A 25,623-nucleotide genomic window follows, 5' to 3' on the forward strand; every position below is an offset into this window, starting at 1 on the left:
TCTAGTCACCGTTCATTCGTGATTATCATCTTGGGTTCAGGTTGCTCGTAGTCACGGGGACTGCCCACCGAGACTTGAACAAACATCACATAGTAAGGTTAGACGTATGGCTTCTACTAAGACCTATGCTCCGGTGATTACGGGGTTACCGCATACCTCAATCAGTTCGGCGCCAATAAACACAGTTGTGAAACGGAATGAAGATCCCGTTATTCGTGGTTCACGACGATTCTGGCTCGATGGAAGCGTAATTCTAAACGGAACATGCATTCAGCGAACTGCGGATCTCGATTCGTCACTACCACAAGCAGCGGAACGGTGGAGTATTGAAGAACTTGCTGATTGGTGGTCGAAAGGTGCACGAAACCCTGGTGCACTATTCATTGAAGATTCAGTAGATTCATGGAGCGCTTGTCTGCCTGACCCACTGGGCGGTGCACTTGCGTTCTCTCTCAATAAGCAGGGCAAAGCATTCGTTTCTACCAGCATCGTAGAACTTGTACATGCAGCCGAGACACATGGAATCATCTTGGAAAAGGATCCATTGTTTCAGGTAGAGCGTCTCATGCTTGGCAACGGAGGGCTCACACCTGCAAGTTACAAGGGTGTACATTCACTTGAGCCTTTTCAGTATTTCGTATTGTACGGAAATCAAATCTTTACAAAGAATTACAAGATTCGCGAGAGCCTTGACTCTGCATCGCTCTATGATTTGTTTACAATTCTTCGATCTGACGTCCAAGGCGCTGTCCAAGCAATAGCAGAGACGAATTCTCAGCAAATCACCGCACACTTGACAGGCGGTTTTGACTCACGCCTAGTTCTCTCCGCAGTATTGAACCTAGAACTGCGAGATCGAGTCAATATATTCTGTTCCGGCCCTGAAGGTTCCACCGATCGAATAATCGCCGATGGCCTGACGAGACAATACGGCCTACAACGAGTAGACGGGGCAGGGCTCACGACTGCACCAACGACGAACATGTCAGAACGACTAATGGGCGCACTCTTTGCGAGTGGTGGAATAACTAATACGGGCCCGTTCGGTCGAGAAATCTCTGTACCAGTTAGCGCAATGGGCGGCGGCTACGGAGAAGTGCTTCGAACATTCTTTGGAAACAGAAAAATTACCGACTCACTTGGTCGACTTGATAGCAGCCTCCTTATATCAAGCTATCTGCCCACAGCAAATACCAAGAGCACCTATTTTTCGCCAGAAGCAATCGCGAACGTTTCATCATTACTAACAAAAAAATTCGATCACTTGTCCCATCTTTATCAGGATGCCAGTTTCATAGGCGATGCGTTTTATACGCATAATCGGAATCGCTACCATATCGGTCAGACGTCTTTATTATGGAGTCGTGTTGGCTCTAGGTTTGACCCGTTGTATTCTGTTGCTGGTTTCGAATTAGCCAGAAGATCTACGCAACATGTCAGATCGGCAAATCTCATTGGCCATGATTTACTAGACTCGCTGAAACCTGATCTATTATCATGGCCCTTCGATTACGACAGGTTCAGCCAAGACCTATTACAACTAAGAAATCGACGAGAATTACGTTCATGGCCAAAGAATAACGAGAAAATTAATTTTGTAAAAGGGCTCACACCTGAATGTGAAGCTGATAGCACTTTCCTATCCGTTCTTCGACGCCTAAATGCCACCGAACCCAAACTTAATGCCGCGCAACGCAAAGCTAAGGTGGAGGAAGCCAACGGATTGGGAGTTAATTTTTGGCAGGTAGTTTACAAGGAGACTGGACAAGAACTGTTATCTAGCGCTCTCGAACAAACGAATGGTACTGCTTTACAGGGAACTGTCGATATCGAATACATTCGTAAATTATCAACTGCAAGTTCACTAAACAAGAAGCAACTCCGTGATCTTTACAGTTTGGGTGGGATCATGTCTTGGCTCAGTTTCGGGTAATTAAGAATAGTCTTACTAGGTTAAGATCTTCAGTATCCGATAATCTTTTCTCTCATAACTACTAATATTTATTTCGCAGGAACAATGGTAAATTTCTTCATATACGGTGGCTGCGTTTCTAGGGATGCCTATGAACTGGTCAAGGATGAACATTATTTAACGGGTTACATCGCTCGCCAGTCGCTTATTAGCGCCAACTCGCTACCCGAGACACGAATTAACACAGCAAATTCATCGACAAACTTTAATTCCCGGATGGTAGTCGGAGACATTAAGTCCTCGCTCTTCTCTACTTTGCGTGAAAAATCGAATGAAGTCGAAGTATTCCTATTTGACATCTTAAGTGAACGACTAGGAGTTTATCGACTCCAGGGCGGGCGATACATCACGAACTCCGCGGAACTATCCAAATCAAGTCTTTTAGATGATTTTCCGTATGCCAAGGCTAAGATTCATTTTGGCACCAGCCAACACTTTGAGCTTTGGAAACAAGGAGTACTTACCCTCAAAGATATTCTCGTAGAATGTGGTCTATTCAGCAATAGCATATACATTGAGACCATTTGGACTGATCATTCTTGTCAAGGCAGTAACGTTCCTAAATTCAGAAACTGGTCCGCTCATTACGCGAATAAGTTATACGAACCATATTTTTCGTACCTTCGAGAATTGGGTTTTAGATCAATAAAACCGTCTCTGGATATCAGCCTATCCGATGAAAATCATAAATGGGGTAGTTCACCGTATCATTATCAGCCGGAGTACTATCAGGAAATCCTTGTGCAAGTATTCGACCAAATTTCAGAAAAGTAGCTTATCTCGGTGCACGGCGTGGTCGCGGCTGGCACACTGGGCAGCTATAGGAAGAACGGCCCATGAAGGGATCACGACGAATCAGAGACTCACGGCCGTTTTCTCTGCAACGCAAACAGGCTTTGCCTTCGCGCCCGTAGGCGTTCAAGGACCTGGAGAAATAACCGCTAGCGCCGTTAACATTCACGTATAGAGAATCAAAGCTCGTACCACCAGCGGCGAGGGCGCGTGTCATCACATCAACCAAAGCATCATTGAGGCGTTGCACTTCTGGACGCCTGATAGTGCCAGTATTGCGCAAACCTGAAAGGCCTGCTTGCCAAAGTGCTTCATCCGCATAGATGTTGCCGACTCCGGAAATGATCCCCTGGTCCAGAATGGCTCTCTTGAGTTCTGTCGTCTTTTTGCGAAGCGCGACGTACAGGTCTTCGGTCTTGCGGTGAGGATCCATCACGTCTCGGGCAATGTGAGCAGCCGCCTGTGGGATCGATGCTTTTAGCGACCCGGCTCCGGCAGGCAACCCATCGGTTGTTGCAACCAGTGGGGAGATAAACATTCCCCCAAAGATTCGCTGGTCTACGAAACGCAGTTCGCTGGGGAAATCGGATCTCTCGCTGAGTGAGAGCCTGACTTTTAGATGTTTCTCATCGTGAGCATCAGGTTCTTCGACAAGAAGTTGGCCGCTCATGCCGAGGTGGGCAACCAATGCTGCCGGAGTTGAAAGGCCTTCGAGGTCCATCCAGAGGAACTTGCCCCGGCGAACCACGGAAGCGATAGAGCAACCGCTCAATGTCTGTTCAAAATCTTCAACGCCGTCGGTATGACGGCGGACGGACCGCGGGTCCAGCACTTGAGCGGTTAGTACCGTTCGAGTGCGAACCCACTTATCCAGTCCTTCTCGGACCACTTCAACTTCTGGCAGTTCTGGCATGAACTAAACGCTATCCCTTAGGTAGCTGCTCACCTGGATGCAGCAACAGCCAAGTCTTGTGTGCCGCTTCCTGCTCAGCTTCCTTCTTGGATGGCCCATGCCCCTGGCCGTATCCCTCGTTTCCGATGCGGAGTTCGGCAAGGTAAGTGCGTGCGTGGTCAGGACCGGAACCAGTGACCTGGTAGTGCATCTCGCCTAGCTTTTGGGAGGCTACTTCTTCCTGGATTACAGTTTTCCAGTCAGTCGTCGCGCCCAGCAGCCGATGATCTTCCAGCAGTGGAGTGACGAAGCGAAGCACAAACGAGCGCGCAGCTTCCATGCCTTGAACCAAGTAGGTGGCCCCAAGAATTGCTTCCATGGTGTCTGCCAGAATGGAGGATTTATTGGCTCCGTTGGACTGGGCTTCCCCACGTCCTAGGAGCAGGTGCTCCCCCACTTCCAAATCACGGGCAATGATCGCCAAGGCGCGGGTACTGACGATAGCCGCTCGCCGCTTCGCGAGATCGCCTTCTGGCAAATTCGGGAAAGTTGCGTATAGGTATTCTGCAACGCAGAAGCCAAGAATTGAATCACCTAAGAATTCAAGGCGTTCATTCGTTGGAATGCCACCGTTCTCATAGGAATATGAGCGGTGGGTAAATGCAAGACGAAACGTCTCGGAATCAATATTGATTCCGAGACGCTTCATAAGTTCTTCTTTTGAAGACATGTCTTAGACGTCTGCGACCTTGCGACCCTTGTACTCAAGGAACAATTCGGTACCAGCCGAGTCGGTGACAACCTTAGCCTGGTGAGGCAGGCTGTAGGTTACGCGACCGTTTTCAACGGTCTTCACCAGGTTCGGTGCGGTAGCCTTCCACTGAGAACGGCGGGCACGAGTATTCGCACGGGACATCTTCCGCTTTGGAACAGCCACGACTACTTCTCTTCTCTCTTGTCTGACGTTTTATCATTTGTCGCATCCTCTGCGACAATATCGGACAGCTGCGCTAGCGCTGCCCAACGTGGATCCAGGATCTCATGATCATGCTGAGGGTCATCGTTGAGACTGATTCCGCATTCACTGCAGAGCCCCAAGCAATCTTCCCGGCAAACCGGCTGGAACGGCAGGGCGGTAACCACTGCGCTCCGTACTACCGGATCGATGTCAATCAAGTCACCGACCACCCAATACTGATCCACATCATCATCGTCTTCGAATTCTTCGCTCTCTTCATAATAGAAGAGCTCTTGAATATCAGCCTCGAAGTCGTACTCGATGGGCTCCAAGCATCGTCCACATTCCCCAGCGATTTGCGCTGTAGCGGTACCCGATACCAGAATTCCTTCATGCACGGCTTCAAAGCGAAGATCTAAGTCAAGCTCAGATCCTCCACGAATACCGATAAGTGCATTTCCCACATCTGCGGGTGCCGAAACCTGCTCATTGAGAGTTTTCATTGAGCCAGGCGAACGGCCGAGCTCCCTGGTTGAAAAAACCAGAGGCGAGTTGCGATCGAGTTCGCCGTGTGACGATCGATCAGAACGCTTTTCGCTAATGATGACTCCTATAGAAACATAGTCCGACATTTCATCTTAGCTTGCCGTAGGCCAAGTTCCCAAACTGAAACCAGTTTTCAGAGCTCGATGCCGGTGTTGCACTCACCACAGCATATCGTAGACGACCTGCCAATCCCTACTTGCACGCGTTGCTAATCCAACATTCCCGACCTTGCAATCCGCGCCGCGGACTTCGAAGAAGAATCGGAATAACGCCAGGGACGAGCGCGACGCAAAACGGCTTATAGCAAACATCCCGAAGAAAGCTTGCCCAGCGAATTATGCTTGGTCATGCTTCGAATTAAGTGGTGAGGGATTCTCCGTGAAAGTGTTACGAACCGTCAATAGCGTCGTCAAGAAAGTGCAATCGCGCTTTGAGACACGGCGACACCTGAAGTTCATTCAGAACCACGCCACAGAACTACGCCACCTGCCCGTGGACGCTGACCGGTACAAGGTAGCGCTGCACTTTCCCGATGAGATGGCCAACGCCTACCAGATCAGGCAATGGTACGAACCGCTTTTAGCCTTGGCAGAGTTCGTGCCGGTGGTAATCATCGCACGAAGTCCAGATACTGCGCTGTCGCTGCGCAAGGAATGCCCGCTACCGATTCACTTCGCCCCCGCCGTGGTAGATGTTGAGCGATTCATGCAATCCCAGGATCTACGTGTGGTGTTCTACGTGAATCAAAATATCCGGAACTTTCAAATCATGCGGTTCAATGCGCCTAATCATGTCTTCATCTGCCATGGCGAAAGCGAAAAAGCCTACATGTGGTCCAACCAGCTCAAGGCCTACGATTATGTATTTTCAGCCGGTGAAGCAGCTAGAGATCGCCTGGTAAATCACTTGCGCAATTTCGACGCTTCGTTGCGATGCCGGTTAATTGGGCGTCCGCAAATAGATGTGGATTATGCGTCGCCTGTCGACCTGAATAAGGAACTACCGACGCTTCTCTATGCCCCAACCTGGGAAGGCGACCGGCCTTCCATGAATTATGGCTCCGTACTATCCCATGGTGAACAATTAATTGACGCCTTGATCAAGGACGGCGGATTCAACGTTATTTTTCGCCCCCATCCACGTTCTGGACTGGGTGCGAAACCCTATGGGCAAGGCGTAGAAAGAATCCGAAAACAGCTGAGGGCGCACAGCGAAACTTCGAAAGCCCAATTCATTTTCGATGACTCGGCCCACTGGGGCTGGCAGTGGTCAGCTGCCGACCTTTGCGTGACTGACATTTCCGCAGTTGCTTATGACTTTTTAGCTACAGGAAAACCAATGTTCGTGACGCAACCGGTGTCGACCGAGGCTACCGTTGATGAATCTCCAGCGCTGCAACAGGTGCCTGCCCTTACAGCTGCGGCGGCAACGGAAATCAGCCGGCTGGCGCGAGAAGCCTTGGCCGGCAACAACCCGCAGCTACGAGGTCTGGTCAATTACTACTTTGGCGACGTTTCCCCCGGTGCCAGCATGCAACGTTTCATTGCAGAAACGCTGGCGCTAGTGCAAGAAGACAGCGTCACTGATCACTAGCCAGCTTCAGCAGCATAGTGGTGCCGGGCCTGCAGGAGGCCCGGCACCGCAATTTCAATAAGCTGCGGTGTCTTCCTTATTTGAAGAAGCGCTCAACAACGCGCCGCGCGGCATGCCCGTCATCATTTGGGGCAAACTTTTGAATGAATTCGTCTCGATTCACCCCTGGCAGATCAGCCCCCGCCAAAGCTGACGATAGTGCATCCCAAAGGTCGTTCTCTTCTTCAACAATTGGGCCAGGCAACGCACTCTCGTAGTCCAAATAGAAACCACGCAGATTATCCCGGTAGTTCTCCAGATCGTATGCATAGAAGATAATTGGTCGTCGCAACAGCGAGTAGTCGAAGAATACCGACGAATAATCAGTAATCAATACATCAGAAGCAAGGTATAGTTCCTGAATATCTGGATGACTCGAGACATCGATAATGCGGTGCCGCAGGCTCTCCGGAATCGACACGGCATTTGATACCAGCACATGCATGCGCAACATCAAGATGGTGTCTTCGCCAAAACGACGGTCGAACTCCTCCAGATCCATTGGCAAGTCGAATCTGAATTTACCGCGGCTTGAAGCCGCATCGTCACGGAATGTCGGCGCGTAAAGTACGGTCTTGATTCCTGGGGGTATCGCAAGCTCATCGCGAACACGCTTTTCTTGCTCAGCAACGTCGGTACCGGTCAAGATGTCGTTTCGGGGATAGCCAAGCTCCACGGCTTCGCCTGAGAATGCATAGGCGGATCGCATGATCTCGCTCGTGTAGCGAGAAGGCGAAATGAGGTGCGTCCATTGGCGCGTTGCTCGTGTAACACGCTCAAGATACCCCTCATCGCGGCCTTGAACTTCGCGAACATCGAGTGCCATCTGCTTGAGTGGTGTTCCGTGCCAGGTCTGCAGGAACACTCCCTTCGCGCGACGCTTCACATAGTGCGGGAAGCTCTGGTTATTCACCCAGTATTTTGCCCGTGCGAGATGCCAGAAATATTCTGGGGACAATCGCTTAACGGTAGTCGTCAAAGGATCGGAGAAGCGGTGCTTTCCCGAGTAAACCCATACCTTGCGACGTGTGTCACCTTGTCGCAGCAATTCCTCGTAAATATACCGAGGAGAGTCGCCGTACTGATTCCCGAGACCCGATTCGAAGACGATGAGGTCTTCTTCCATGGGAGCAAGCTTGTACAACTTGTATAGCTTGCGCATGACGTCAAAGTACCGCTTGTTCCTTCGGAACTTGTTCTTCAACTTAACCGGCAATTCGGCACGCCAGCCAACGTTGGGTTTGCCACGCAACTCGGCTCGCTCTATTTCTCCCGTTATGCGTTGCGAATTGTTTTGGTCCCGGTGGGTCATGAACACGTCAGCACGTTGACGGTACTTGTCTTCCATGGCTTTACCTCGTTGCAGGGTACGCGAAAGATCATACAGCAATGTTTCTGCATCAAAGGCAATGCGGCCTGGCAATTCGTCGTCCAAGTTCAAATGCGATCCGCTCGGTCCCAAGAAGCGAGAGCGATCGAACTGGTAGTAGTGAACAGGCTTGTGCAGGAAGCTGAAGTCAAAGTTCACTGAAGAGTAATCCGTGACCATGATTGCCGCGGTCTTGATTAGTTCCTGGACGTCAATTTCACCTTGGACAATTAGTCGAGCGGGCGCGCCAGCGAAATGATCCCTGAATTGCATCATGTTGGGATGGAGGCAGAAAACAACTTCCAGGCCATGCCTCTGGACTAATTCTGCAAGTTCCGCCGAATTAAGCAGGTTTTTCCATTGCTCGAGGTAGTCCGATTCAAGGAAAACTTCCTCATTCTGCAACCAATCACGCCACGTTGGGATGATCAGGAGCATGTTCTCGTTAACACTCAAATCCGTCGCTAGCAAGGAATCGAACCGGGATAGCCCGGTGACCTTGACTTCTACAGGCGAATAAAGGAAGTCCTTAACGATGTACTGCTTCTCGCGCTCAGAGGAAACCATGAAAAGGTCCGTCGCAAAGCCAGGTGAATTCTTGCCGTAGTTGGGAACCATCCATTTGGTTCCCATGACGCCGTGCTGCAAGAACACCCGAGTAGCGCGGCAACGCGACGAGAAGCTATGGTGCCTTGTTGGGTATAAGTAATCGGCATGGTGCGTGCCGATGACTCGTTGCGCACGAATGGCCAATTCAAAGTGTTCTTTGCTGCCATGGAAAACGACGTGATCCATGGAATCGAAATTCCGTAAATCGGGAGCTTTCTCATCGATGACATAGTATGCATCAATATCTGGGCGTTCTTTACGCAGGTATTTGAACAGATGCAGCCCGTTGTCCTGAGCCTTGTAGGATAGTTCGCCGACGATCCAAATCGGCTTCGAATCCGATGGCTGGCTGATTGGGAAACTGCGCTGTTTAGCGTTAGCAAGTACGGCAAAGGCTTCTTTGTCGAACACTTCCAAAATCACCGATGTTGATTTTGCTTTGAAAGTGAAATATGGAGAAATCGCTAGAGTCTTTTCACCGATTGTCACCGCATCTGCACGCGTCGTGCTGCGCACGGCAAACGGGGTACGAGTCACTCGAATGCGTGCAAGCTCACCGCTGGAATTCGAAGTCGCCAGCAGATAGAGATCGTAGTTATCGCCACGATCGATCGCCTCCCAGTCAGCAGATTTGAAATCCAGGGTTGCTGACCAGCTGTAGATAGCACGTCCAAAGCGCTTTGCTGCATGCTTTTCGTCGAAAACCAGCTCCGCTGGAACTTCAACTGCAAATTCCGATTTACGTCCAACCAGTTGCAAAGTGACTGAGGACAACCGGTCGCTCTGCGTTTCCAGAACTCCGCCCAACGACAGCATGCCGTCGTGGATCCGGGTGATGTCAGTACGAATTCGATATTTGAAGCGTAGAGGACGGTTCAGGGCCAAAGCCACTTCGGCCTTCTTATTGATATAAAGTCCTACGCTGCGTTCGCCTGAATTATAGACCGTGTCATGGCTAAAAGTAGTCGACGAAAACCGCCCCAGAATACGGTGGGCGATAACAGGGCCGTTGAGGATTAGTTCCCCGGCGTCGATCCGTTCCCGGACCTCTTTGCGCCTGAGCAGTTCACCGTCTTCAGTTAGCTGCAACCATGCGATTCCCGGAGGCAATTGATCGAATTCGGAGCTGAAGGTCAGTGCAAGACGAACCGTACCGGCGTACAGGTCATTTTCCAGAGTCACTTGGTTGTCATCTGCGTCATCCGAATCAGGAACGCTGGATTCCGGCTCTTCGTTGCTGGAAGCGAGTTCGCGATAGTCTTGCCACCGATCAAGAAGGGGATCCAGAGAGATCTCAGCATAGATTCGATGGGATTCATCGTGACCGATTTTGACTAGATCAGACGTAAGTGGCGCAACAGAAAGAACGATGTGGCTACCGTGTAATACCGAAACGGATTGCACGGGATGGGCAACGCTAGCGTCCAGATGCAGAACTTCATCACGAATTGCAAGGTTCAGCTCTTGGTAGCCGCTGTAGTAGCGATACTTTTTGCGCTTTAACCGCTGGGTACGCAAAGTCTGCATCGCTGACTGCGCCAAGTCTTGCATAGCTCGAATTTCAACTGCCACGAATAGTGTCCTTCAATGTTTTAGCTGCTATCCCCCGCTTAAGTCGTTCAGCGGAACAGCCTGGAAATCGCGCGTGTACAACATGAATAGGCCGCTAGCACCACACGGCAGTGGCCGTCATTTCATGTGATCCACAGTCTAAGATTACCGCCCATGGGCGATCAAATCAGTTTGAAACCGCCACGGACACCTGCAAATGGCCATAGAGTCTGCTTCGACTGGAGCGTTGTCATTATCTGGCGCTTAAAGCAATTGGTCCCAATTCGTATGGTACGAATTGGGACCAAGGAGTCAGCGGACCTCTAGCTGTGCCAACCCCGGAAGTTCTCCAGCTTTCCTTGACGTTCAACAATCAGCTTCTGAATGACGTTCTGGAATCGCTTAGTTGAATCCCCTCGGTTCAGGTCGCCAAAGTAGAACTGGCGCATTTCAATGCGCTGATCCTTGTGTCCGTCACGAGTCAGTGCATCGGCGAGCAGGTCTCCAACGTTCTTCACGCTATCTTGGTCTACTACGTGGCAGGCCTGCGCAACTGGTGCATCGCGGTGAAGAATTTCGCGGTTGGTACGTCGGTCGGAAATGACTAACGGATTACCCGGGTGGAGGTACAGGTAGTCCAGGCCTACGCTGGAAACATCGGTAATCAGCGCATCGGTCGACTCGAACATGGCCAAGATATTGCCCTGTTCGGATATCACGTGCTCTGCGCCGGCTTCATTGGCAGCTTCGATCATTTCCAGAATGCGTGCGTGTGCCTGAGCAACGCCAGGAGTATTGCTTTCCTGAATTCGTGGGTGCGGCTTATAGACGACGCGCCAAGAAGGGTTCTCCAACAATGACTCGACAATGGCAACACCATATTTGTCCAACGAGGTGTAGTTGTTGTCTTCGTTTTCCCCTTCCCACGTCGGCGCATACATGACATCGAACTTCTCGCTTGGTTCCAATTCGAGTTCGAAGTTGATATCCAGCTGCGGACGACCGGTGACTTCCAATTTGTTGAACTCGAAGTCAATCAACATTGCCTCGTGGCGCTTGATGGCTGCAGGGCCTGCGACAAAAACCTTGTCGTAGGCCTTGGCCTTATTCGAAACCATCGAGAGTTTGTCGCTCTCACCATGGTTTACATGCACGTGAACAAGCCTTGGGTGATCCAGGGACTGGAAATTCGTGCGCGAATTGTTGGTGTATATGACCAGCTTCAGGTCATTGTCATCATACAGATCCATGAGATCAGTCAATCGGCGTACATAGATCCTTGGCAGGTCTGTAAATTTCTCCGCCGCTTTGAAAGCACTCAAAGTACGGAAGACCAGCAGTACTTCTTCTTTCACATGCAGTTCTTCAAGCACCGGAAGCCACTGAGTCACCTGATAGATCTTGTCAGCGCCATCTCCGAAGTAAACCGCTACAGATCCTGGTACCGGAATATTGGATACACCAACATTCACATTGGCCGACGGACGACCGGTTAGCCCCATCAGACGGGATATCCGTTTTGCTTCCGGACGTCGCCCCACTTTTTGCAGGGCGCCCTTTACGCTGGACTTGATGGAGTCTGTGATGTGCTCGCTAGCCATGAGTACTTTCAAATCTCGAAAACAACAACTTACAACTAAACGAGTTTACTAGCTCAGTTCCTTCACGATCTGGCTCAAAGTGTCCAATGTGTTCTTTAACGACGTGACATGTCGCTCATCGAACTCGCTCAGGACACGTTTCATTTCGGTTGTCGAGATACCTGAGGTACGTGGAAGGTAGACAACTTCGACTTCATCACCGAGGTCGTCAAACTTGCCCTTCCAGTCTTCGCCGATGCCGAAGACCTTTGCATCGTACTTCTTGATGTCAGTACGTTTCTGTTCCCAGTTCTCTTCGGGAATGGCGAGGTCTACGTATTTGATGGCTTGGACGATCTCAAGACGCTGTTCGAAAGGAACTACAGGCTTCTTGCCCTTGATGGCGTTGAACTCATCAGTGGATACGCCAACAACCAGGCGGTCGCCCTTCTCCTTGAGACGCTTCAGGATATTCAGGTGGCCGATATGGAACAGGTCAAAAGTTCCGTACGTCAAAACAGTTTTAGTCATGGGTCCCTTTCGAAGTAAGGTAATAGCTTCGCTTGCTTAGCTAGTGGCGCTCACTTGTGTTCGTCGTTAGATAATAGGCAGACGACCCGCGAGGGTCATGCGAACTATTGTTTTCCATCTAAGTTTAGGCCGTGGTTCACGGTACCAGGGGCTGCCGGTCCAACCTGCCCGCCATCCGGCTATGTACTGGGACACAGCGCTTTTGTTGTGTCGCAGCCGCAAGCACTCAATGAGCATCCAGGTTGTTGGATAGATCCAACGCAGCGGCACGGGCAAGTTACGGCGAGCCAGCCACACCCGGTTTCGGGCATTCAAACGATAGAACTCGTCGTGGCGTCGTGGATCCACGATCGGATGGCCAATCTGCATGTCGCCGGCATACCAGACGTAAGTGCCTGTGTCCCATACGCGCCAGGCAAGTTCGATGCCTTCATGCGCGTACCAGAATCCCCCCGCCCAGCCACCCGTGGAATCAAAAATTCTACGGGTAGTAACTAGGCAAGTTTCCCCCACGTGGAAAACTTTGCTTGGTTCCACTGCCGTTCGTTTTTTCAAGCGCGGGATCCAACGTCGTGGATTCTGTTCTTCGTTTTCAGGATCAGTGATGCGCGGCTGCAACAGCCCCATGCGAGGGTAATGCTTGAACCGTTCGACAGCCGTAATCAAGAAGTCATCATCGATGAACCATGAATCGTCATCGAGGAAGCACAAGTATTCGCCATTTATCTGGTTCACTCCAGCATTGCGGCCGGCCGGAATGCCCAAATTCTCTGGAAGAAAATGAGTCTTGATCCCTTCAGGGATATCCGTTGGATCCCATCCGTTGCCTACGACTACAGCGTCAATCTGCACTGAACGTTGGGCCAGCAAAGATTCCAGGGCGCGTCGGAGCTCAACCGGGCGGTTACCCATGGTCAACACAACTACGCCGATGGTCGGTTTGATCTCTGCAGGCATTTGTCCTCTAAGGCGGTGGGCTATACGGAATTAGGTCAAACTATGCTTTGAGCCGGGACGAGGCCATATTGGAAAGGAAATGCCCAAAGTTCACTAGGACGCATGCCGGCAATAGGATCCAGACCATCCACTTTTCGGCGGCTCCTGGAATACCCACGATTGCGGAGATAACCGAGCATCCAAGAATGATCAGCGATAGTTCAACTGCGTGCAGGAGCTTATGGAATGGCAAGAAGCGAGCCAGGGAACGCAGCTTTCCAACGAGTGAAGTTGTTGGAACTGATCTGGCGGCTGCAGTATCCGGCAATTTTCCGAGGCCAGCCATGCCTCTGGCTGCATGAACCATGAGTGACTGCGAACGGTTCAGGACCAGAAGAACCGACAGGCAAGCGGCCATGAACAGTGTAGGCCAGGCCTGCTCAACTGAGGAATCATCCGCAGACAGTTCTATGAAGACCCGGTAGCCCAAAGCAATTGGGATCAGCGCCTCTGTTGTGTGGTGCCCAACCATGTCAATGAAAATACCGCGGGGAGATTGAGTTCCCCTCCAACGTGCGACTTCTCCGTCAGAACAGTCAAAATACAGCTGGAGCTGCGACAAGATTACTGCCAGCAACGGTCCCCAGATGCCAGGAATCAACAGCGCTAGAGACATGAACCAACCCGCAAGAATCATCAAGCCGGTAACGCCATTGGCACTGATACGCGTGCGCACCAGTATTGCGGTGAGGTAAATGGAGATATGGCGCAGGTACAGCTCAGCTGTCCAGTGCTCGGCATTCTTACGCGCACGGACTTCCGGAGGTTGGCAGACCGCACGCAGCTGTTCGAGCGTTGGATTCTTTGGACGTTCAACCATGATTACCTAACGCGCCCTTTGTCGACAGTGCCGGCTGCCCCGCAAAAACGACCCTTGATGTATCCAAAAGCCCAAGGCAAATGGATTGCGGGGAAAGCACATGCTGCCAGCAACTTGTCTTTCAATCCTTTTGCGTTGCTAGTCAGCCCCGCAGCCAACGCGATCGCCGCATAGACCGCAGGTACGGCCTTGGCCAAGTTCAAAACTACGCTCACACCGGTTGGGGCTGCTTCGCGAACTAGCGGCTCAATTACAGTTGCCGCTAGTCCCGTTGCAACCCCCAAAAGCAATAGTGGTGGAACATCGTGGCGCAACGACTTACCTTCAGGGAAGCGCCGCGCAATTTCTGCTCGCCAAGTCCCCGAGGCCTTGGACTGGCTAATCAAGGATTTGAAGCTATCACGCGGATAGTAGCCGACCTTTAGTTCTGGATCGAACCAAACGGTGTGGCCCGCCTGGCGAATACGCAAGCAGAGTTCCCAATCCTGGGCTCGCCATAGTTCCTCGTTGTAGTAACCGACTTCTTCAAATACTTCGCGACGAAAGATACCGAGGTACGCAGATTCAGCAGGGCCTTCTGGGGCACCCGAATGATATGCCGGTCCGCCAAAACCAAACTTCGAATGATAAGCCGCTGCGATTCCTCGCTGGACAGGTGTACGCCCTTTTGCGTCCATCAGTCCCCCAACGTCGTGCGCATTCACGCGAAAAAGAGTTTCGATTCCACGTTGTGTGTAGTGCGACGGCAGCTCGCTATGGGCGTCGACGCGAATAACTATCGGCAAAGTAGACGCCCGAATAGCCAAGTTGAGACCAATGGGTGTTTTGCCAAGAGGATTATGGACTAATACGATTCTTGCGTCGGCATCAGCCAGGCGTCGGGCAACGTTGTTTGTTGTATCAGTACTGGGCCCTAATGCCAGTACAAGTTCCTTCTCGCCAGAATAGTCCTGCCCCAAGATCGAACTTACCGCTTCTTCAAGGTAGTCCGCTTCGTTCAGCACGGGCATGACATAGGAAACGCCAGGAAGTTGAGTCATGCGGGCCTTACTTCTTCGCTTTCAAGAATTTCTGATATTCCTTTATCACTGAAGCAGTGTCACCATCCATCATTTGCACACCCTTTTCAATCCAGATGCAACGATCACAGGTTTCCTTGATGGAATTCATAGAGTGGGAAACATTGAAAATGGTACCCGCGCTATCCCGGATTTCGCGGATTTTGGCCTCACTGCGCTTTCGGAATTTCGCATCGCCTACAGCAAGAGCCTCATCAACAATGAGGATGTCATGTTTTTTAGAAGCTGCAATCGCGAACTTTAGCCTTGCGCCCATGCCCGAAGAATATGTACGCATTGGGAGGTCGATAAACTCTTCGAGCTCGGCAAATTTCGTAATCTCTTCCCGCATCTTCTCGACTTCAGCGCGGCTATATCCAAGCGCCAACCCGCCTAGGGTAATGTTCTTGTCGCCTGAAAGATCGGGGATTAAAGCTGCGCCTACGCCAAGTAGGCTGGGGCGTGAACGAGCGAATACTGCGCCATCCGATGGCGGAGTCAGTCCAGTGATGGCCCTAAGCAACGTGGATTTGCCCGAGCCGTTCGAACCAATTACACCGATTGATTCATTTTCATAGGCGACAAAGGAAATTCCCTTGAGCGCATGAACTGTTCGAACACCTCTGAGCTTTGGTTGGAGAAGGCGGCGGGCGCCTGCGTTTCCAATTGCCTTGCCACTTGCAAACACCTCATACTTCACATGCAGATTATCGACGATGACGACAGGCTGCCTTGACGAATCCACAGTAATCGACTGCGACTCGACTTGGTCAGGCATCACAACATCGATGAAGGAGGTGTCATCTGAGAATATAGGCGCTGGCTCGTACTCCGGATGCAGCTGCGGGTTAATCAGATCATCGAAACTAATTCGCACGTCCGTACCTTTCTTCGGCCTTCCAGAAGAAGATCAACCCAGCGATAAGCATGAAAATTGCCCAAACAGATATAACCCACCATGCCTGCGGGTCATACTCAGCATGATCCATGATGAATCCACGAGCCAATTGCAGGGTCTGATATATCGGATGTATGTCGAAGATTGCAATCATCCAGGGCCAATGATTCAGAAGTCGTTCTGCGCTGAAAAGCACTCCTGAGGTGTAAAACAGAACGCGGCCAATCATGGGTAACACGTTCGAGAAGTCACGGACGTGCACAGTGATGCGAGCACAAATTAACGCGACTCCGAGGTTGAAAACAGTAAAGATCGCAAGGATCGGTATAATCCCAAACCAAGTCCACTTAGGGCTGGTACCAAGAATCAGAGCGTAAATGAACATCACTGCGATCATTGGCATGAGAGTCAGCAAGTTCTGGGTAACCTGAGCGACAGGCAGAGATAATCGTGGGAAGGCAAGAGATTGCACCAAAGCCGCATTTCCCGTGATCGACTTGGCTCCGCCGTTCATCGAGGTTGAAAAGAACTCGAAAAGGAAAACGCCGATCACGACATAAACGGGGAAATCGACACCTCGTGCGCCGCCCTGCAAGATGCCGAAGACAAATCCGTACACCAAAGCATTGAATGTCGGCTTGATTACGATCCATACCATCCCCAGGCGATTTCGCTGGTTCTGCGATTGGACGCGTGCTTTAGCCAGCTCATAAATGAACTCGCGGCGTTGCCATGTCTGCTTCAGATAGTTGACCAATGTTGGTCTTGCACCAACACGGTGCAAGCCGTATTTTTCGGCCTCATCTGCAACTGTCATGCGAATTATGTCCTCTTGTTCGAATGCTTCTTGATGCATTATCGGCTAAGCATAGATGTACAAAGTCTAGTAGATGGAGAGCTGTTCTTCTGGCTTTCGCTCTTCAGCTTGGTGTAGTACATCCCACATCTACTACTTACGGTGTTTCAGGCGGGTTTTCGCGAAGGTAGTCAGCCATGGCATCGCCTTGCAAAGCTTCGCTAATTTGAGCAATAGCGAGTTCGCTTGCCAATTCTATTGATTGCCCGTCTGCACTAGTCGATGTTCCAGCAGTTGGCATGGTGAACATCTCCATATTCTCCGTGTCCACGTTTTTGAGTTGCAAACCCAGTCCGACCAAGGTTGCGGCATCAAAGTTGTCGTCAAAGGTGAGATAGGGAGAAACCTTGTCGACGATTTCGTACAGCTTGACAGGGTTAGTTAATGTGCCTGATGAGAGCACCTGATTTGCTGCTGCAGCGATGAACTTGCGTTGATTCGCGACGCGTTGGTAATCACCATTGGTAAACGACTTTCGCTCGCGCACAAACCGAAGTGCGCGGTCGCCTTCCAGCGTGATGTCGCCGGCTGGGTAGAAGTAGTCCGTGTCGTTTGCCGTGAATGGGATCTCATTATTTACAGTCACACCACCGAGAGCAGTCGATAATTCACGGAACCCTTCGAAATCAACCATGGCTACATGATCAAGCTTGGTGCTGAAGAGTCCTTCAATCGTTTGCATCAACAGAGGAACCCCGCCAAGCGAGATCGCGGCATTGAGCTTGTTCATTCCATGCCCCGGAATCTCCACATACATGTCTCGAACCATCGACATAACGTAGACCTGTGAGCGGTCTTCCGGGATATGAACAAGCATCATTGAATCGCTACGTTGTGAAACTGCCCCATCAAGAGCTTGAGCATCGGCGGTACCTTCATCTGCATGATCGACGCCCAGTAATAAGACATTCATGGACTTATCTTCAGGATCTTTGATCGGACGAGCTTGCTCCTCGGCGTCTGAAAATCCTAAATCCACGGTATTAGATTTCGTGTTGAACTGGCGCTGCAAATCGAAAAGAACATAGCCGGTGCTGAGCACTGCCACCAGGAGCACTACAACTACAGACACGACGATGCCTTGTGTTCTCTTCTTTTTCCGACGTTCAGATCGAGTCCGCGCGCTCCGCGACAAAAAGACTGAATCTTGGTCTTGCACTATTCTCATTCCTACTCCACCGGGCAACGATCCCCCAAGGTCAACGGCAACCTGGGTGACTTCGCGCAATGAAAAAGACTACCCAAGATAAATGTGATTATCCTGAGTAGCCTAGGTCAAGAACTAGTCTTCTAGAGTTCTAACGAAATTCTTCAGCCAAGTCTTCAAGTTGGCCCCGAGTTCTTCGTTCTCCACAGCAAGGGCAATGTTCGCTTGCAGATAACTTAGTTTGTCGCCTGTGTCGTAACGCCGACCTCGGAAAACTACAGCGTGGACACCAGCTCCCTCCCCGTCGGCAGTCGCCAACTCTTGTAGAGCATCCGTTAACTGAATTTCATTGCCCCTACCGGGAGCCGTGTGCTTCAGAATCTCGAATACACGGGGATGCAGTAAATAACGTCCAATGACAGCTAGATTACTCGGTGCTTCTTCAACGCTCGGTTTCTCAACCAATCCATTAACTTTGACGTAGTCGGCATCCGCTACCGGGGACACATCTGCACATCCATAAGCACTGATTTGTTTCGGATCAACTTCCATCAGAGCAATAACTGAACCGCCAGTCGACTTTTGAATGTCAATCATGGAAGAAAGCAAGTCATCATCTTCATGGATCAAGTCATCACCGAGAAGAACCGCAAATGGTTCATCCCCTACATGTTGCTTGGCACATAAGACTGCATGACCCAGCCCGCGAGGATCGCGTTGCCGTACATAATGGATATCCCCCAACGCTGTGGCATCTTGCACCAACGCGAGCTTCTTCGTATCACCCTTCGCTTCCAAAGACGCTTCCAGTGACGGAACACGATCAAAATGGTCTTCAAGAGCGCGCTTGTTTCGTCCGGTAATCATCAGGACATCATTAAGCCCAGCACGAGCAGCTTCGGCGACAACGTATTGAATCGCTGGCTTGTCGACGACTGGGAGCATTTCCTTTGGCATTGCCTTCGTTGCAGGAAGGAAACGTGTGCCTAAACCGGCTGCCGGAATGACCGCTTTGGTAATAGCGCGAGGTGCAGACATAGTGTTGAATCCCCTATCTTCGGATTAGTTAATGGCGACAGTATTGCGCAACTACCTACGGATGAGTAAGCCTCTTGATTACAGCGCGCGGGAAGTACTCATCAACGTCCCCGCCAAGAGCCTGTACTTCCTTGAGCAGAGATGAGGAAAGATGCGTGTATCGCGTATCAGCCTGAAGGAAGACCGTTTCAACACCTGTCAGATGCCGATTCATCGTGGCCATGGGAATCTCATAGGCGTAGTCAACAGTGCTACGCAATCCCTTGACGATTGCTTCCGCTCCCTGCTCCTTGCAGAAATCAGCTAGCAGCCCCTGGCCCATCGGCACAGCGGAAACCCCACGCAGTCCACCGACAGTTTCTTCTACCATGGCGACTCGTTCGTCTTCGCTGAAGCGATACTTCTTGGAGTAATTCGTGGACACTGCCACGATCACCTCATCAAAAAGGCTCGCCGCACGCGCAATGATTTCGACGTGTCCATTATGAATTGGGTCAAAAGAACCCGGGCATACCGCTCTTCGCATGAACTGAATCTATCAAGAACTCATGTCAAATTAGCGATCTGGTGTGAATGTCTCGTAAAGATTCCATGACTTAATACCCTCGTTCCTCTGTACGAGACGATAATGGACTTATGAGCATTGAATTCACTCCATGGCAGCGAACCGCATATGGTGCCAACCTACTAGATTCCAATGGACAGCCCGGAGTGACGATCTTTGAAGAAATCACCGCATTAGCGAATCACCACAAGGCCATCAATCTAGGCCAGGGGTTTCCCGATTCCGAGGGTCCACCAGAAATCAAGCAAATTGCCATCGACGCAATTCAAAATGGCGCTAACCAATACGCACCAGGTTCAGGGACCCTGAACCTCCGCGAAGCTATCGCTGCGCATCAGGAACGGTTCTATTCGTTGAAGCTTGACCCGGAGACTGAGATTGTCGTTTCCACAGGCGCAACTGAAGCCATCGCCGCTTCTCTGCTGGCATTCCTGGAACCTGGCGATGAAGTTGTGACCTTTGAGCCTTACTACGACTCCTATGCAGCCATGATTGGGTTGACCAACGCTGTGCATAAGGTCGTTCAGCTCAAGGCTCCGAATTTCGAACCAGATTTGGATGACCTTCGGCGTACGGTCACTGACCAGACGCGGGTAATCCTCGTGAATAATCCCCATAATCCAACTGGCACCGTATTAGATGTTTCAGTGCTCCAAGAAATCATTGCCCTGGCGCATCAGCACAACTGCATCATCATCGCCGATGAGGTCTATGAACATCTGACTTTCGGTGTGCGACATGTTCCCATCGCGAGCTTGCCCGGTGGACCAGAGCGAACCATCACCATTTCTTCAGCGGGCAAGTCTTTCTCCTTTACTGGCTGGAAAGTAGGCTGGGCAACCGGTCCTCGCCAACTGATCACTGCTGTCCGTACAGTGAAACAGTTCCTGACCTACTCCTCGGGCCCAGCGTTCCAACCGGCAGTAGCGAAAGCCCTGCAACTTCCAGACGCCTTCTTCGAGCGCTTCGCCGCCGATCTCGGACAGTCGGGAGAAATTCTCGCATCCGGCCTGGAAACAGCTGGCATCCCGGTAATTCGCCCGAAGGGTACCTACTTCTTGGTTGCTGATGTACGTGGCTTTGAATTGAATGATGCTGCTGAAGTAGCCCGAATGATGCCCGAGTGCCTCGGCGTTGCGGCGATACCGATGTCGACCTTTGTCCATCCCGAAAACCGAAGTGACTACCAGGGCCTGCTGCGCTTCGCCTTCTGCAAAAAGCCTGACGTGATTTCCGATGCGGTTCAGCGATTGCAGCGCCTGCCAGAGGTGCTGTCCAATTGACACGAAAGCCGGCTAAACGGTGGCTTGGTTTCGTACAGGAACACGCCACGATTTACGACGATGACTTGGTCCCCGGGTCAAAAATACTCGCCATAGGCGACGCGCCCCAGTCGCATGTCAATCTTTCGCATCCGGAAGAAGTCTTCTACGAATATCTCGCGCGCATTGCCAATCATCTGAAGGTCCTGCGCCCAGAGGAGCGTCCAATGAAGATGCTGCATCTCGGCGCAGGCGCTTTGACTCTGGCTCGCTGGGCGAGTGTGGTTTATCCGTCGAGTACTCACGTAGCTGTAGACATTGAGCGGGAACTTCTTGATTTCGTTCTCACGCATCTGCCTTTGCCTCAAGGCTGCGATCTATCCCCAATTGTTGCCGATGCAAGGAGCGTGCTTGCCGAACAACTGGTCGATGAAAAGTTTGACGTCATCGTACTGGATATCTTCTCTGGGCCGGACGCACCAGAACACCTCACCACCGACGGCTACTACGCAGAACTCAAGAATTCATTGGCCAACGACGGATTGCTGTTTGTGAACATTGGCGATGATCCTCCCTTGGATTTCACTTGTTCTCAAGTTGAGGCAGCAGGTTCCAGCTTTGAATTCGTGATGCTGAGTTCAAGTCCGGAAATGTTTACCAAGCGCTTCCCCGGGAACTTGATATTGACAGCGTCCCGCCAACGATTCCGGGACGATCTAATACTCCAATGCCAGGCAGCGGGACCACACCCGTCAGAGGTTCGCCATTCGATGGATCTAGATGGGTTCTGCAAACCATAGGTGCGTTTCGCCGTATTTCTTGTCGGCGAACTTCTCCATGGCGCTCGGCCATGTTGGTTCTGGTGAACGACCGGAACGCTCGACGATCACGGTGGCATCTTCAGCTAGGATTCTGGATATCTTCTCGAGCGTGGAAGCTAGTTCTTCTTCAGTCAGCGGGTAAGGAGGATCCAGCAAGACCACGTCAAAGGTCTTGCTGGGCACTCCCGAAACCGCGTTGTAATACCCATCGAGGACGCTATCAACACTCCCGCGCTGAACCGTAACGGTATCGGTCTTCAGAACCTTATTCACCAGTGCTGCATTTTGCTGGCAAGCAGAGACCGCTTTGGGCGCCTTTTCTACCAGAACAACCTGCCGCGCCCCGCGGCTGGCTGTCTCGACGCCTAGCGACCCTGATCCTGCAAAGAGATCCAGTACTCGTGCGCCAGAGAGGATATCCCAGCTTTCCAAACGGGAGAAGAGAGCCTCTTTGACCCGGTCCGTTGTAGGGCGTGTTGCATCACCAGGTACGGACTTCAGTGGACGCCCGCCAGCGGCTCCAGCGATTATTCGGCTCATTGCCTAGATCTACCTTCAATCAGTTCTTATTCAAATATTCTTTGGTGGATTCATCAAGCCAATTCCCGGCAACCGCCAGGAGTCCGGGGTGTTGACGTCCCCAGTTGCCATCGGCAAGGAGGAGACCCGCATCGGTTCTAGCCCGCTCAATAAGCGTGCGATCCTTGATGATGCTCAGTTCCCGCAACGACGATCGGCTACCCGATTGCTGAACGCCAAGGATATTTCCTTCTTTGCGTTCCGCCAAGTCTGCTTCAGCTAGCTCAAAGCCATCGATTGTTGACTCGATCGTCTTCAATCGTCCTACCGACGGATGGTCCGCGTCCAACCATGTGGTCATGAGGCACGTCCCGGGAAATCCGCCACGGCCTACGCGGCCACGCAGCTGGTGGAGCTGCGAGATGCCAAAGCGCTCAGCGTCCATGATCACCATCAACGTCGCATTATGAACGTCAACACCAACTTCAATGACAGTCGTAGAAATCAGCACGTCAATTTCGCCACGTGCAAAGGAATCCATGGTTTCTTGCTTGTCTGCTGCATCCAGTTGCGAGTGCAGCGCTTCGGTACGTATCCCAACAAATTCAGGCATCCCACCCAGCAACTCCTGCATGGCTTCGACGCTCATGGTTTGTCCGGCAGAATCTTCATAGGTCGCTAGGAGAACGCCTTGTTCCGCTGTCGTGTCCGAAATTCTTGGACACACCACATAGACTTGGTGGCCCTTCCCGACTTCCTCAATGATCCTTGAGAACAACCTGTCCCGGAAACCGGTCAGCTGCATGGGCACAATATGCGTTTGGATCGGTGCGCGCCCGGCGGGCAGGCGCTTGATTGTCGACGTGTCCAAATCGCCGAACACGGTCATAGCGACGGTTCTCGGGATCGGCGTAGCAGTCATGACCAGGGTATGCGGGACTGAGCCGGCCGCCTTAGCCCGCAAGGCATCGCGCTGTTCAACGCCAAAACGATGTTGCTCATCCACGACGACTAGGCCAAGTTCAGCGAATTGCACCTGATCGCCCAGCAGGGCATGCGTACCAATAACCAGTCCTGTTTCGCCGCTGGCAATACCTAATAGAGCTTCACGACGCTGTGCAGTTTTTGCAGAACCTGTCAGGAGCGCGACTCCAGTTCCTTCGCCTTCGCCAAACAATCCGGGTTCTGCGAGGTTGCCAAGCATCTTCTTGATAGACGCATAGTGCTGCGCGGCCAGGACTTCTGTCGGCGCTAGGAGCGCCGCTTGTCCTCCGGCATCGATCACCTGCAAGATGGCGCGAAGCGCGACAATGGTCTTGCCGGAACCTACCTCTCCTTGCAGTAAGCGATGCATCGGATGTGGCTGTGCCAGATCGGCAGAGATTTGTTCTCCGACAAGGAGCTGGTCTTCGGTCAGGGTAAACGGCAGGATGGCATCAAATTTATCGGCCAGTCGTCCTGGCACCTGTGGACGCGCGATAGCTTTCTGCGCTCCCAGCTGGCGACCGCGTTCCCCTAATGCCAGCTGCAGCATGAAGGCTTCTTCAAAGGCAAAGCGCTGTCGAGCCACGTAAGCCTGCTTGATTTCTTTGGGAAAATGTCGATCCAAGAACGCTTGATGGCGTACTGGGTAATGATGGGTGCGTAGCAGTTCTGCTGGAAGAAATTCAGGAAGATTCTGATCTGTGAATTGTTCCATCAACAACGCCATCAAATCCCTGATGCGCTTATTCGGCATCTTCGCCGAAGCCGGATAGATCGGGATAGGGCGCGGATCCGCCTGTGATGCCTCATCCAGGATCGCGTATTCGGGCTGGCTCAGCTGCAGATGGTCTTGGTACCAGCCAACCTTGCCGCTGAACATTGCAATAGTTCCAATATCCAAGTCCGTTCGGGCTTGGTAACCATTGAAGAAGGTCATCTTCAGCTCTTGGCCGCCTGCACTGAGCTCATCGCTAACGGTCACTTCAAAAATGAAACCGCGACGCGAGTGCATCTGCCGCTGGCTAACGTTGACCACCTGGGCTACAACGGTGACGTGCTCGTCAAAGGGAAGCTCTGAAATTGGCGTAAGTTCGCCTACTTCGACATAGCGCCGAGGAAAATGCCAGAGGAACTCCCCCACTGTGCTGTAGCCGAATGCCTTTTCCAGCGCGGTGGCGTTCTTATTACCGAGGAATGTTGAGAGTTCTGCATTCTCAAACGTGGTCAGCGTTGTTTCAGCCATCGTGGGTGCACAGATCGGTGACGCTGATATTCACTGGGTCACCGTATTTCTTGATCAGGTCCAAGGCTTTTTCAGACTCCGGGACATGCACATGTACGCGCCAACGGTAGGTGTCTTCTTCAAGCTGGTTTACCGGGGACATGATCACGGAATTGCCCATGGCATCTAGCTGACCGCGCAGAGTAGCGGCGCCTAATGCATCCAGAGAGACAGTGCACATGACTTCGACGCCGGTTTCAGTGTCATTGTTCAGATGGACATGCGGATCCTGGACCTGATAGCCATGGAATTTCTCGTAGGACTCAAAATCAGTGGCGTCGCTTCGAATAGCAGCGCAAAGTTCATCGATGATGATCAGCATGCCCACCGCGCCCGCATCTACTACACCGGCTTCAATGAGGGACGGGAGCTCTGTTTCAGTTCCCTTCACTGCCAATCGAGCCGCTTGGCTCATCTGGGTCAATACCGTGTCCAACGCTGCACGGCTCTCTAAATCGCACTTCAAGTGAGCAAGGGTCGATCCTGCGGCCAACGCGATGGCGTTGATCACGGAGAGCATGGTGCCTTCGACTGGTTCACTCAGTGCTGACCAGGAGCGCACCTTGGCACGTTCAAGCCCAAGGGCTAGCAGCGGCGCGGTAAGCCGCTCGTAACCGACCCACGGTTCACTCAGGCCGCTGAGGAATACAGCCAACAGGGTTCCAGAGTTGCCGCGCGCCGATTCCATTGACGCGCGCGCGGCAACTTCTAAGAAGCCACCGATGTCGTCGCTTTCCAGTTTACTCACTGCATCGTGACCTGCCCGTGCAGTCAGATACAGGTTACTGCCCGTATCTCCGTCTGCTACCGGGAAAACGTTGATGGCATTGAGCCGGTCAGAATGGTTCCCGAGACTCTTGACACTCCGTGCGAGCCATTCTCTGATGGCACGCACCGAGGTATCGAGTTTTTGGGGAGTCATGGAAAGTTGGTCCTTCAGTGGAG

Annotated in this window: 23 protein-coding genes; 5 read left to right on the forward strand and 18 right to left on the reverse strand. The window is 51.8% G+C overall.

Features of this window, described 5'->3' with window-relative positions:
* The first annotated feature begins 106 nt into the window (after positions 1 to 106).
* Positions 107 to 1,933 (forward strand): hypothetical protein, encoded by a 1,827-nt coding sequence (locus ACIOU9_RS05970; protein WP_402696282.1) that lies wholly within the window; start codon positions 107 to 109, stop codon positions 1,931 to 1,933.
* A gap of 84 nt (positions 1,934 to 2,017) precedes the next feature.
* Entirely contained in the window at positions 2,018 to 2,746 is a 729-nt protein-coding gene (locus tag ACIOU9_RS05975) for a DUF6270 domain-containing protein (protein WP_133833480.1), read from the forward strand.
* Between the two features lies 1 nt (position 2,747).
* Here ACIOU9_RS05975 and mutM read toward each other — a convergent pair whose 3' ends face one another.
* From mutM to ACIOU9_RS05995, 4 genes are read right to left on the reverse strand one after another with little or no spacing between them, the layout of a single operon-like run.
* Positions 2,748 to 3,677 (reverse strand): bifunctional DNA-formamidopyrimidine glycosylase/DNA-(apurinic or apyrimidinic site) lyase, encoded by a 930-nt coding sequence (gene mutM / locus ACIOU9_RS05980; protein ID WP_133833481.1) that lies wholly within the window; start codon positions 3,675 to 3,677, stop codon positions 2,748 to 2,750.
* A gap of 10 nt (positions 3,678 to 3,687) precedes the next feature.
* Positions 3,688 to 4,386 carry a ribonuclease III gene (rnc, locus tag ACIOU9_RS05985; RefSeq protein WP_105659217.1) on the reverse strand — a complete coding sequence of 233 codons (699 nt, stop codon included), beginning with the start codon at positions 4,384 to 4,386 and terminating at the stop codon, positions 3,688 to 3,690.
* Positions 4,387 to 4,389: 3 nt separating this feature from the next.
* Positions 4,390 to 4,593, reverse strand: a complete 204-nt coding sequence (rpmF, locus tag ACIOU9_RS05990; RefSeq protein WP_013348816.1) for a 50S ribosomal protein L32 — start codon at positions 4,591 to 4,593, stop codon at positions 4,390 to 4,392.
* A 2-nt stretch (positions 4,594 to 4,595) separates the two neighbouring features.
* Positions 4,596 to 5,117, reverse strand: coding sequence for a DUF177 domain-containing protein (locus ACIOU9_RS05995; protein WP_181148963.1), 522 nt, complete (start codon positions 5,115 to 5,117; stop codon positions 4,596 to 4,598).
* A gap of 421 nt (positions 5,118 to 5,538) precedes the next feature.
* Here ACIOU9_RS05995 and ACIOU9_RS06000 point away from each other — a divergent pair, with 421 nt between their 5' ends.
* Complete coding sequence (locus ACIOU9_RS06000) at positions 5,539 to 6,753, forward strand: CDP-glycerol glycerophosphotransferase family protein (protein WP_133833482.1); 1,215 nt, start codon at positions 5,539 to 5,541, stop codon at positions 6,751 to 6,753.
* A 76-nt stretch (positions 6,754 to 6,829) separates the two neighbouring features.
* On the opposite strand, the gene ACIOU9_RS06005 is transcribed toward ACIOU9_RS06000, so the two are convergent.
* The 11 genes from ACIOU9_RS06005 to coaD all read right to left on the reverse strand — a co-directional run bounded on the left by ACIOU9_RS06005 (position 6,830) and on the right by coaD (position 19,771).
* A complete protein-coding gene (locus ACIOU9_RS06005; protein ID WP_402696283.1) occupies positions 6,830 to 10,342 on the reverse strand; it encodes a CDP-glycerol glycerophosphotransferase family protein in 3,513 nt (1,170 codons plus the stop codon).
* A gap of 302 nt (positions 10,343 to 10,644) precedes the next feature.
* Entirely contained in the window at positions 10,645 to 11,922 is a 1,278-nt protein-coding gene (locus ACIOU9_RS06010) for a CDP-glycerol glycerophosphotransferase family protein (protein ID WP_133833484.1), read from the reverse strand.
* A gap of 48 nt (positions 11,923 to 11,970) precedes the next feature.
* Positions 11,971 to 12,432 (reverse strand): adenylyltransferase/cytidyltransferase family protein, encoded by a 462-nt coding sequence (locus ACIOU9_RS06015; protein ID WP_105659212.1) that lies wholly within the window; start codon positions 12,430 to 12,432, stop codon positions 11,971 to 11,973.
* A 66-nt stretch (positions 12,433 to 12,498) separates the two neighbouring features.
* On the reverse strand, positions 12,499 to 13,389 hold the full coding sequence (locus ACIOU9_RS06020; RefSeq protein ID WP_133833485.1) for a glycosyltransferase family 2 protein: 891 nt from the start codon (positions 13,387 to 13,389) through the stop codon (positions 12,499 to 12,501).
* Positions 13,390 to 13,429: 40 nt separating this feature from the next.
* A complete protein-coding gene (locus ACIOU9_RS06025; protein WP_402696284.1) occupies positions 13,430 to 14,248 on the reverse strand; it encodes a CDP-alcohol phosphatidyltransferase family protein in 819 nt (272 codons plus the stop codon).
* A gap of 2 nt (positions 14,249 to 14,250) precedes the next feature.
* Positions 14,251 to 15,288 (reverse strand): glycosyltransferase family 2 protein, encoded by a 1,038-nt coding sequence (locus tag ACIOU9_RS06030; RefSeq protein ID WP_402696286.1) that lies wholly within the window; start codon positions 15,286 to 15,288, stop codon positions 14,251 to 14,253.
* A 7-nt stretch (positions 15,289 to 15,295) separates the two neighbouring features.
* Positions 15,296 to 16,084 carry an ABC transporter ATP-binding protein gene (locus ACIOU9_RS06035; protein ID WP_402696327.1) on the reverse strand — a complete coding sequence of 263 codons (789 nt, stop codon included), beginning with the start codon at positions 16,082 to 16,084 and terminating at the stop codon, positions 15,296 to 15,298.
* 88 nt (positions 16,085 to 16,172) lie between these two features.
* The gene (locus ACIOU9_RS06040) at positions 16,173 to 17,021 is read right to left on the reverse strand and encodes an ABC transporter permease (RefSeq protein WP_133833488.1); all 849 of its coding nucleotides are present in this window, start codon (positions 17,019 to 17,021) and stop codon (positions 16,173 to 16,175) included.
* Positions 17,022 to 17,157: 136 nt separating this feature from the next.
* Positions 17,158 to 18,132 (reverse strand): LCP family protein, encoded by a 975-nt coding sequence (locus ACIOU9_RS06045; protein WP_400288821.1) that lies wholly within the window; start codon positions 18,130 to 18,132, stop codon positions 17,158 to 17,160.
* Positions 18,133 to 18,342: 210 nt separating this feature from the next.
* Positions 18,343 to 19,245, reverse strand: a complete 903-nt coding sequence (gene galU / locus ACIOU9_RS06050) for a UTP--glucose-1-phosphate uridylyltransferase GalU (protein WP_402696288.1) — start codon at positions 19,243 to 19,245, stop codon at positions 18,343 to 18,345.
* Positions 19,246 to 19,300: 55 nt separating this feature from the next.
* Positions 19,301 to 19,771 carry a pantetheine-phosphate adenylyltransferase gene (gene coaD, locus ACIOU9_RS06055; RefSeq protein WP_105661166.1) on the reverse strand — a complete coding sequence of 157 codons (471 nt, stop codon included), beginning with the start codon at positions 19,769 to 19,771 and terminating at the stop codon, positions 19,301 to 19,303.
* A gap of 110 nt (positions 19,772 to 19,881) precedes the next feature.
* On the opposite strand from coaD, the gene ACIOU9_RS06060 reads away from it, so the two are divergent.
* Both ACIOU9_RS06060 and ACIOU9_RS06065 read left to right on the forward strand, forming a co-directional pair.
* A complete protein-coding gene (locus ACIOU9_RS06060; RefSeq protein WP_402696290.1) occupies positions 19,882 to 21,093 on the forward strand; it encodes an aminotransferase class I/II-fold pyridoxal phosphate-dependent enzyme in 1,212 nt (403 codons plus the stop codon).
* Positions 21,090 to 21,872 (forward strand): spermidine synthase, encoded by a 783-nt coding sequence (locus ACIOU9_RS06065; protein ID WP_402696292.1) that lies wholly within the window; start codon positions 21,090 to 21,092, stop codon positions 21,870 to 21,872. The genes ACIOU9_RS06060 and ACIOU9_RS06065 overlap by 4 nt, the downstream gene beginning before the upstream one ends.
* Here ACIOU9_RS06065 and rsmD read toward each other — a convergent pair.
* From rsmD to ACIOU9_RS06080, 3 genes are read right to left on the reverse strand one after another with little or no spacing between them, the layout of a single operon-like run.
* Entirely contained in the window at positions 21,849 to 22,433 is a 585-nt protein-coding gene (rsmD, locus tag ACIOU9_RS06070) for a 16S rRNA (guanine(966)-N(2))-methyltransferase RsmD (protein ID WP_402696294.1), read from the reverse strand. The genes ACIOU9_RS06065 and rsmD overlap by 24 nt on opposite strands.
* Positions 22,434 to 22,452: 19 nt before the next feature.
* A complete protein-coding gene (locus tag ACIOU9_RS06075; protein WP_402696296.1) occupies positions 22,453 to 24,639 on the reverse strand; it encodes an ATP-dependent DNA helicase RecG in 2,187 nt (728 codons plus the stop codon).
* The gene (locus ACIOU9_RS06080) at positions 24,632 to 25,600 is read right to left on the reverse strand and encodes a DAK2 domain-containing protein (RefSeq protein ID WP_402696297.1); all 969 of its coding nucleotides are present in this window, start codon (positions 25,598 to 25,600) and stop codon (positions 24,632 to 24,634) included. Before ACIOU9_RS06080 ends, ACIOU9_RS06075 begins: the two co-directional genes overlap by 8 nt.
* Positions 25,601 to 25,623: the final 23 nt, after the last annotated feature.

Source organism: Glutamicibacter sp. NPDC087583, from assembly GCF_044743685.1.
Classification (GTDB): Bacteria; Actinomycetota; Actinomycetes; order Actinomycetales; family Micrococcaceae; genus Glutamicibacter.

Coding starts and splice junctions, on each gene's coding strand:
- ACIOU9_RS06020 (WP_133833485.1), bottom strand. CDS start 13,389: ATGCCTGCAGAGATCAAACCGACCATCGGCGTAGTTGTGTTGACCATG.
- ACIOU9_RS06030 (WP_402696286.1), bottom strand. CDS start 15,288: ATGACTCAACTTCCTGGCGTTTCCTATGTCATGCCCGTGCTGAACGAA.
- ACIOU9_RS06075 (WP_402696296.1), bottom strand. CDS start 24,639: ATGGCTGAAACAACGCTGACCACGTTTGAGAATGCAGAACTCTCAACA.
- ACIOU9_RS06080 (WP_402696297.1), bottom strand. CDS start 25,600: ATGACTCCCCAAAAACTCGATACCTCGGTGCGTGCCATCAGAGAATGG.
- ACIOU9_RS06040 (WP_133833488.1), bottom strand. CDS start 17,021: ATGACAGTTGCAGATGAGGCCGAAAAATACGGCTTGCACCGTGTTGGT.
- ACIOU9_RS06010 (WP_133833484.1), bottom strand. CDS start 11,922: ATGGCTAGCGAGCACATCACAGACTCCATCAAGTCCAGCGTAAAGGGC.
- coaD (WP_105661166.1), bottom strand. CDS start 19,771: ATGCGAAGAGCGGTATGCCCGGGTTCTTTTGACCCAATTCATAATGGA.
- mutM (WP_133833481.1), bottom strand. CDS start 3,677: ATGCCAGAACTGCCAGAAGTTGAAGTGGTCCGAGAAGGACTGGATAAG.
- ACIOU9_RS05970 (WP_402696282.1), top strand. CDS start 107: ATGGCTTCTACTAAGACCTATGCTCCGGTGATTACGGGGTTACCGCAT.
- ACIOU9_RS06060 (WP_402696290.1), top strand. CDS start 19,882: ATGAGCATTGAATTCACTCCATGGCAGCGAACCGCATATGGTGCCAAC.
- ACIOU9_RS05975 (WP_133833480.1), top strand. CDS start 2,018: ATGGTAAATTTCTTCATATACGGTGGCTGCGTTTCTAGGGATGCCTAT.
- ACIOU9_RS06025 (WP_402696284.1), bottom strand. CDS start 14,248: ATGGTTGAACGTCCAAAGAATCCAACGCTCGAACAGCTGCGTGCGGTC.
- rnc (WP_105659217.1), bottom strand. CDS start 4,386: ATGTCTTCAAAAGAAGAACTTATGAAGCGTCTCGGAATCAATATTGAT.
- ACIOU9_RS05995 (WP_181148963.1), bottom strand. CDS start 5,117: ATGAAAACTCTCAATGAGCAGGTTTCGGCACCCGCAGATGTGGGAAAT.
- ACIOU9_RS06035 (WP_402696327.1), bottom strand. CDS start 16,084: ATGCCTGACCAAGTCGAGTCGCAGTCGATTACTGTGGATTCGTCAAGG.
- rsmD (WP_402696294.1), bottom strand. CDS start 22,433: ATGAGCCGAATAATCGCTGGAGCCGCTGGCGGGCGTCCACTGAAGTCC.
- galU (WP_402696288.1), bottom strand. CDS start 19,245: ATGTCTGCACCTCGCGCTATTACCAAAGCGGTCATTCCGGCAGCCGGT.
- ACIOU9_RS06015 (WP_105659212.1), bottom strand. CDS start 12,432: ATGACTAAAACTGTTTTGACGTACGGAACTTTTGACCTGTTCCATATC.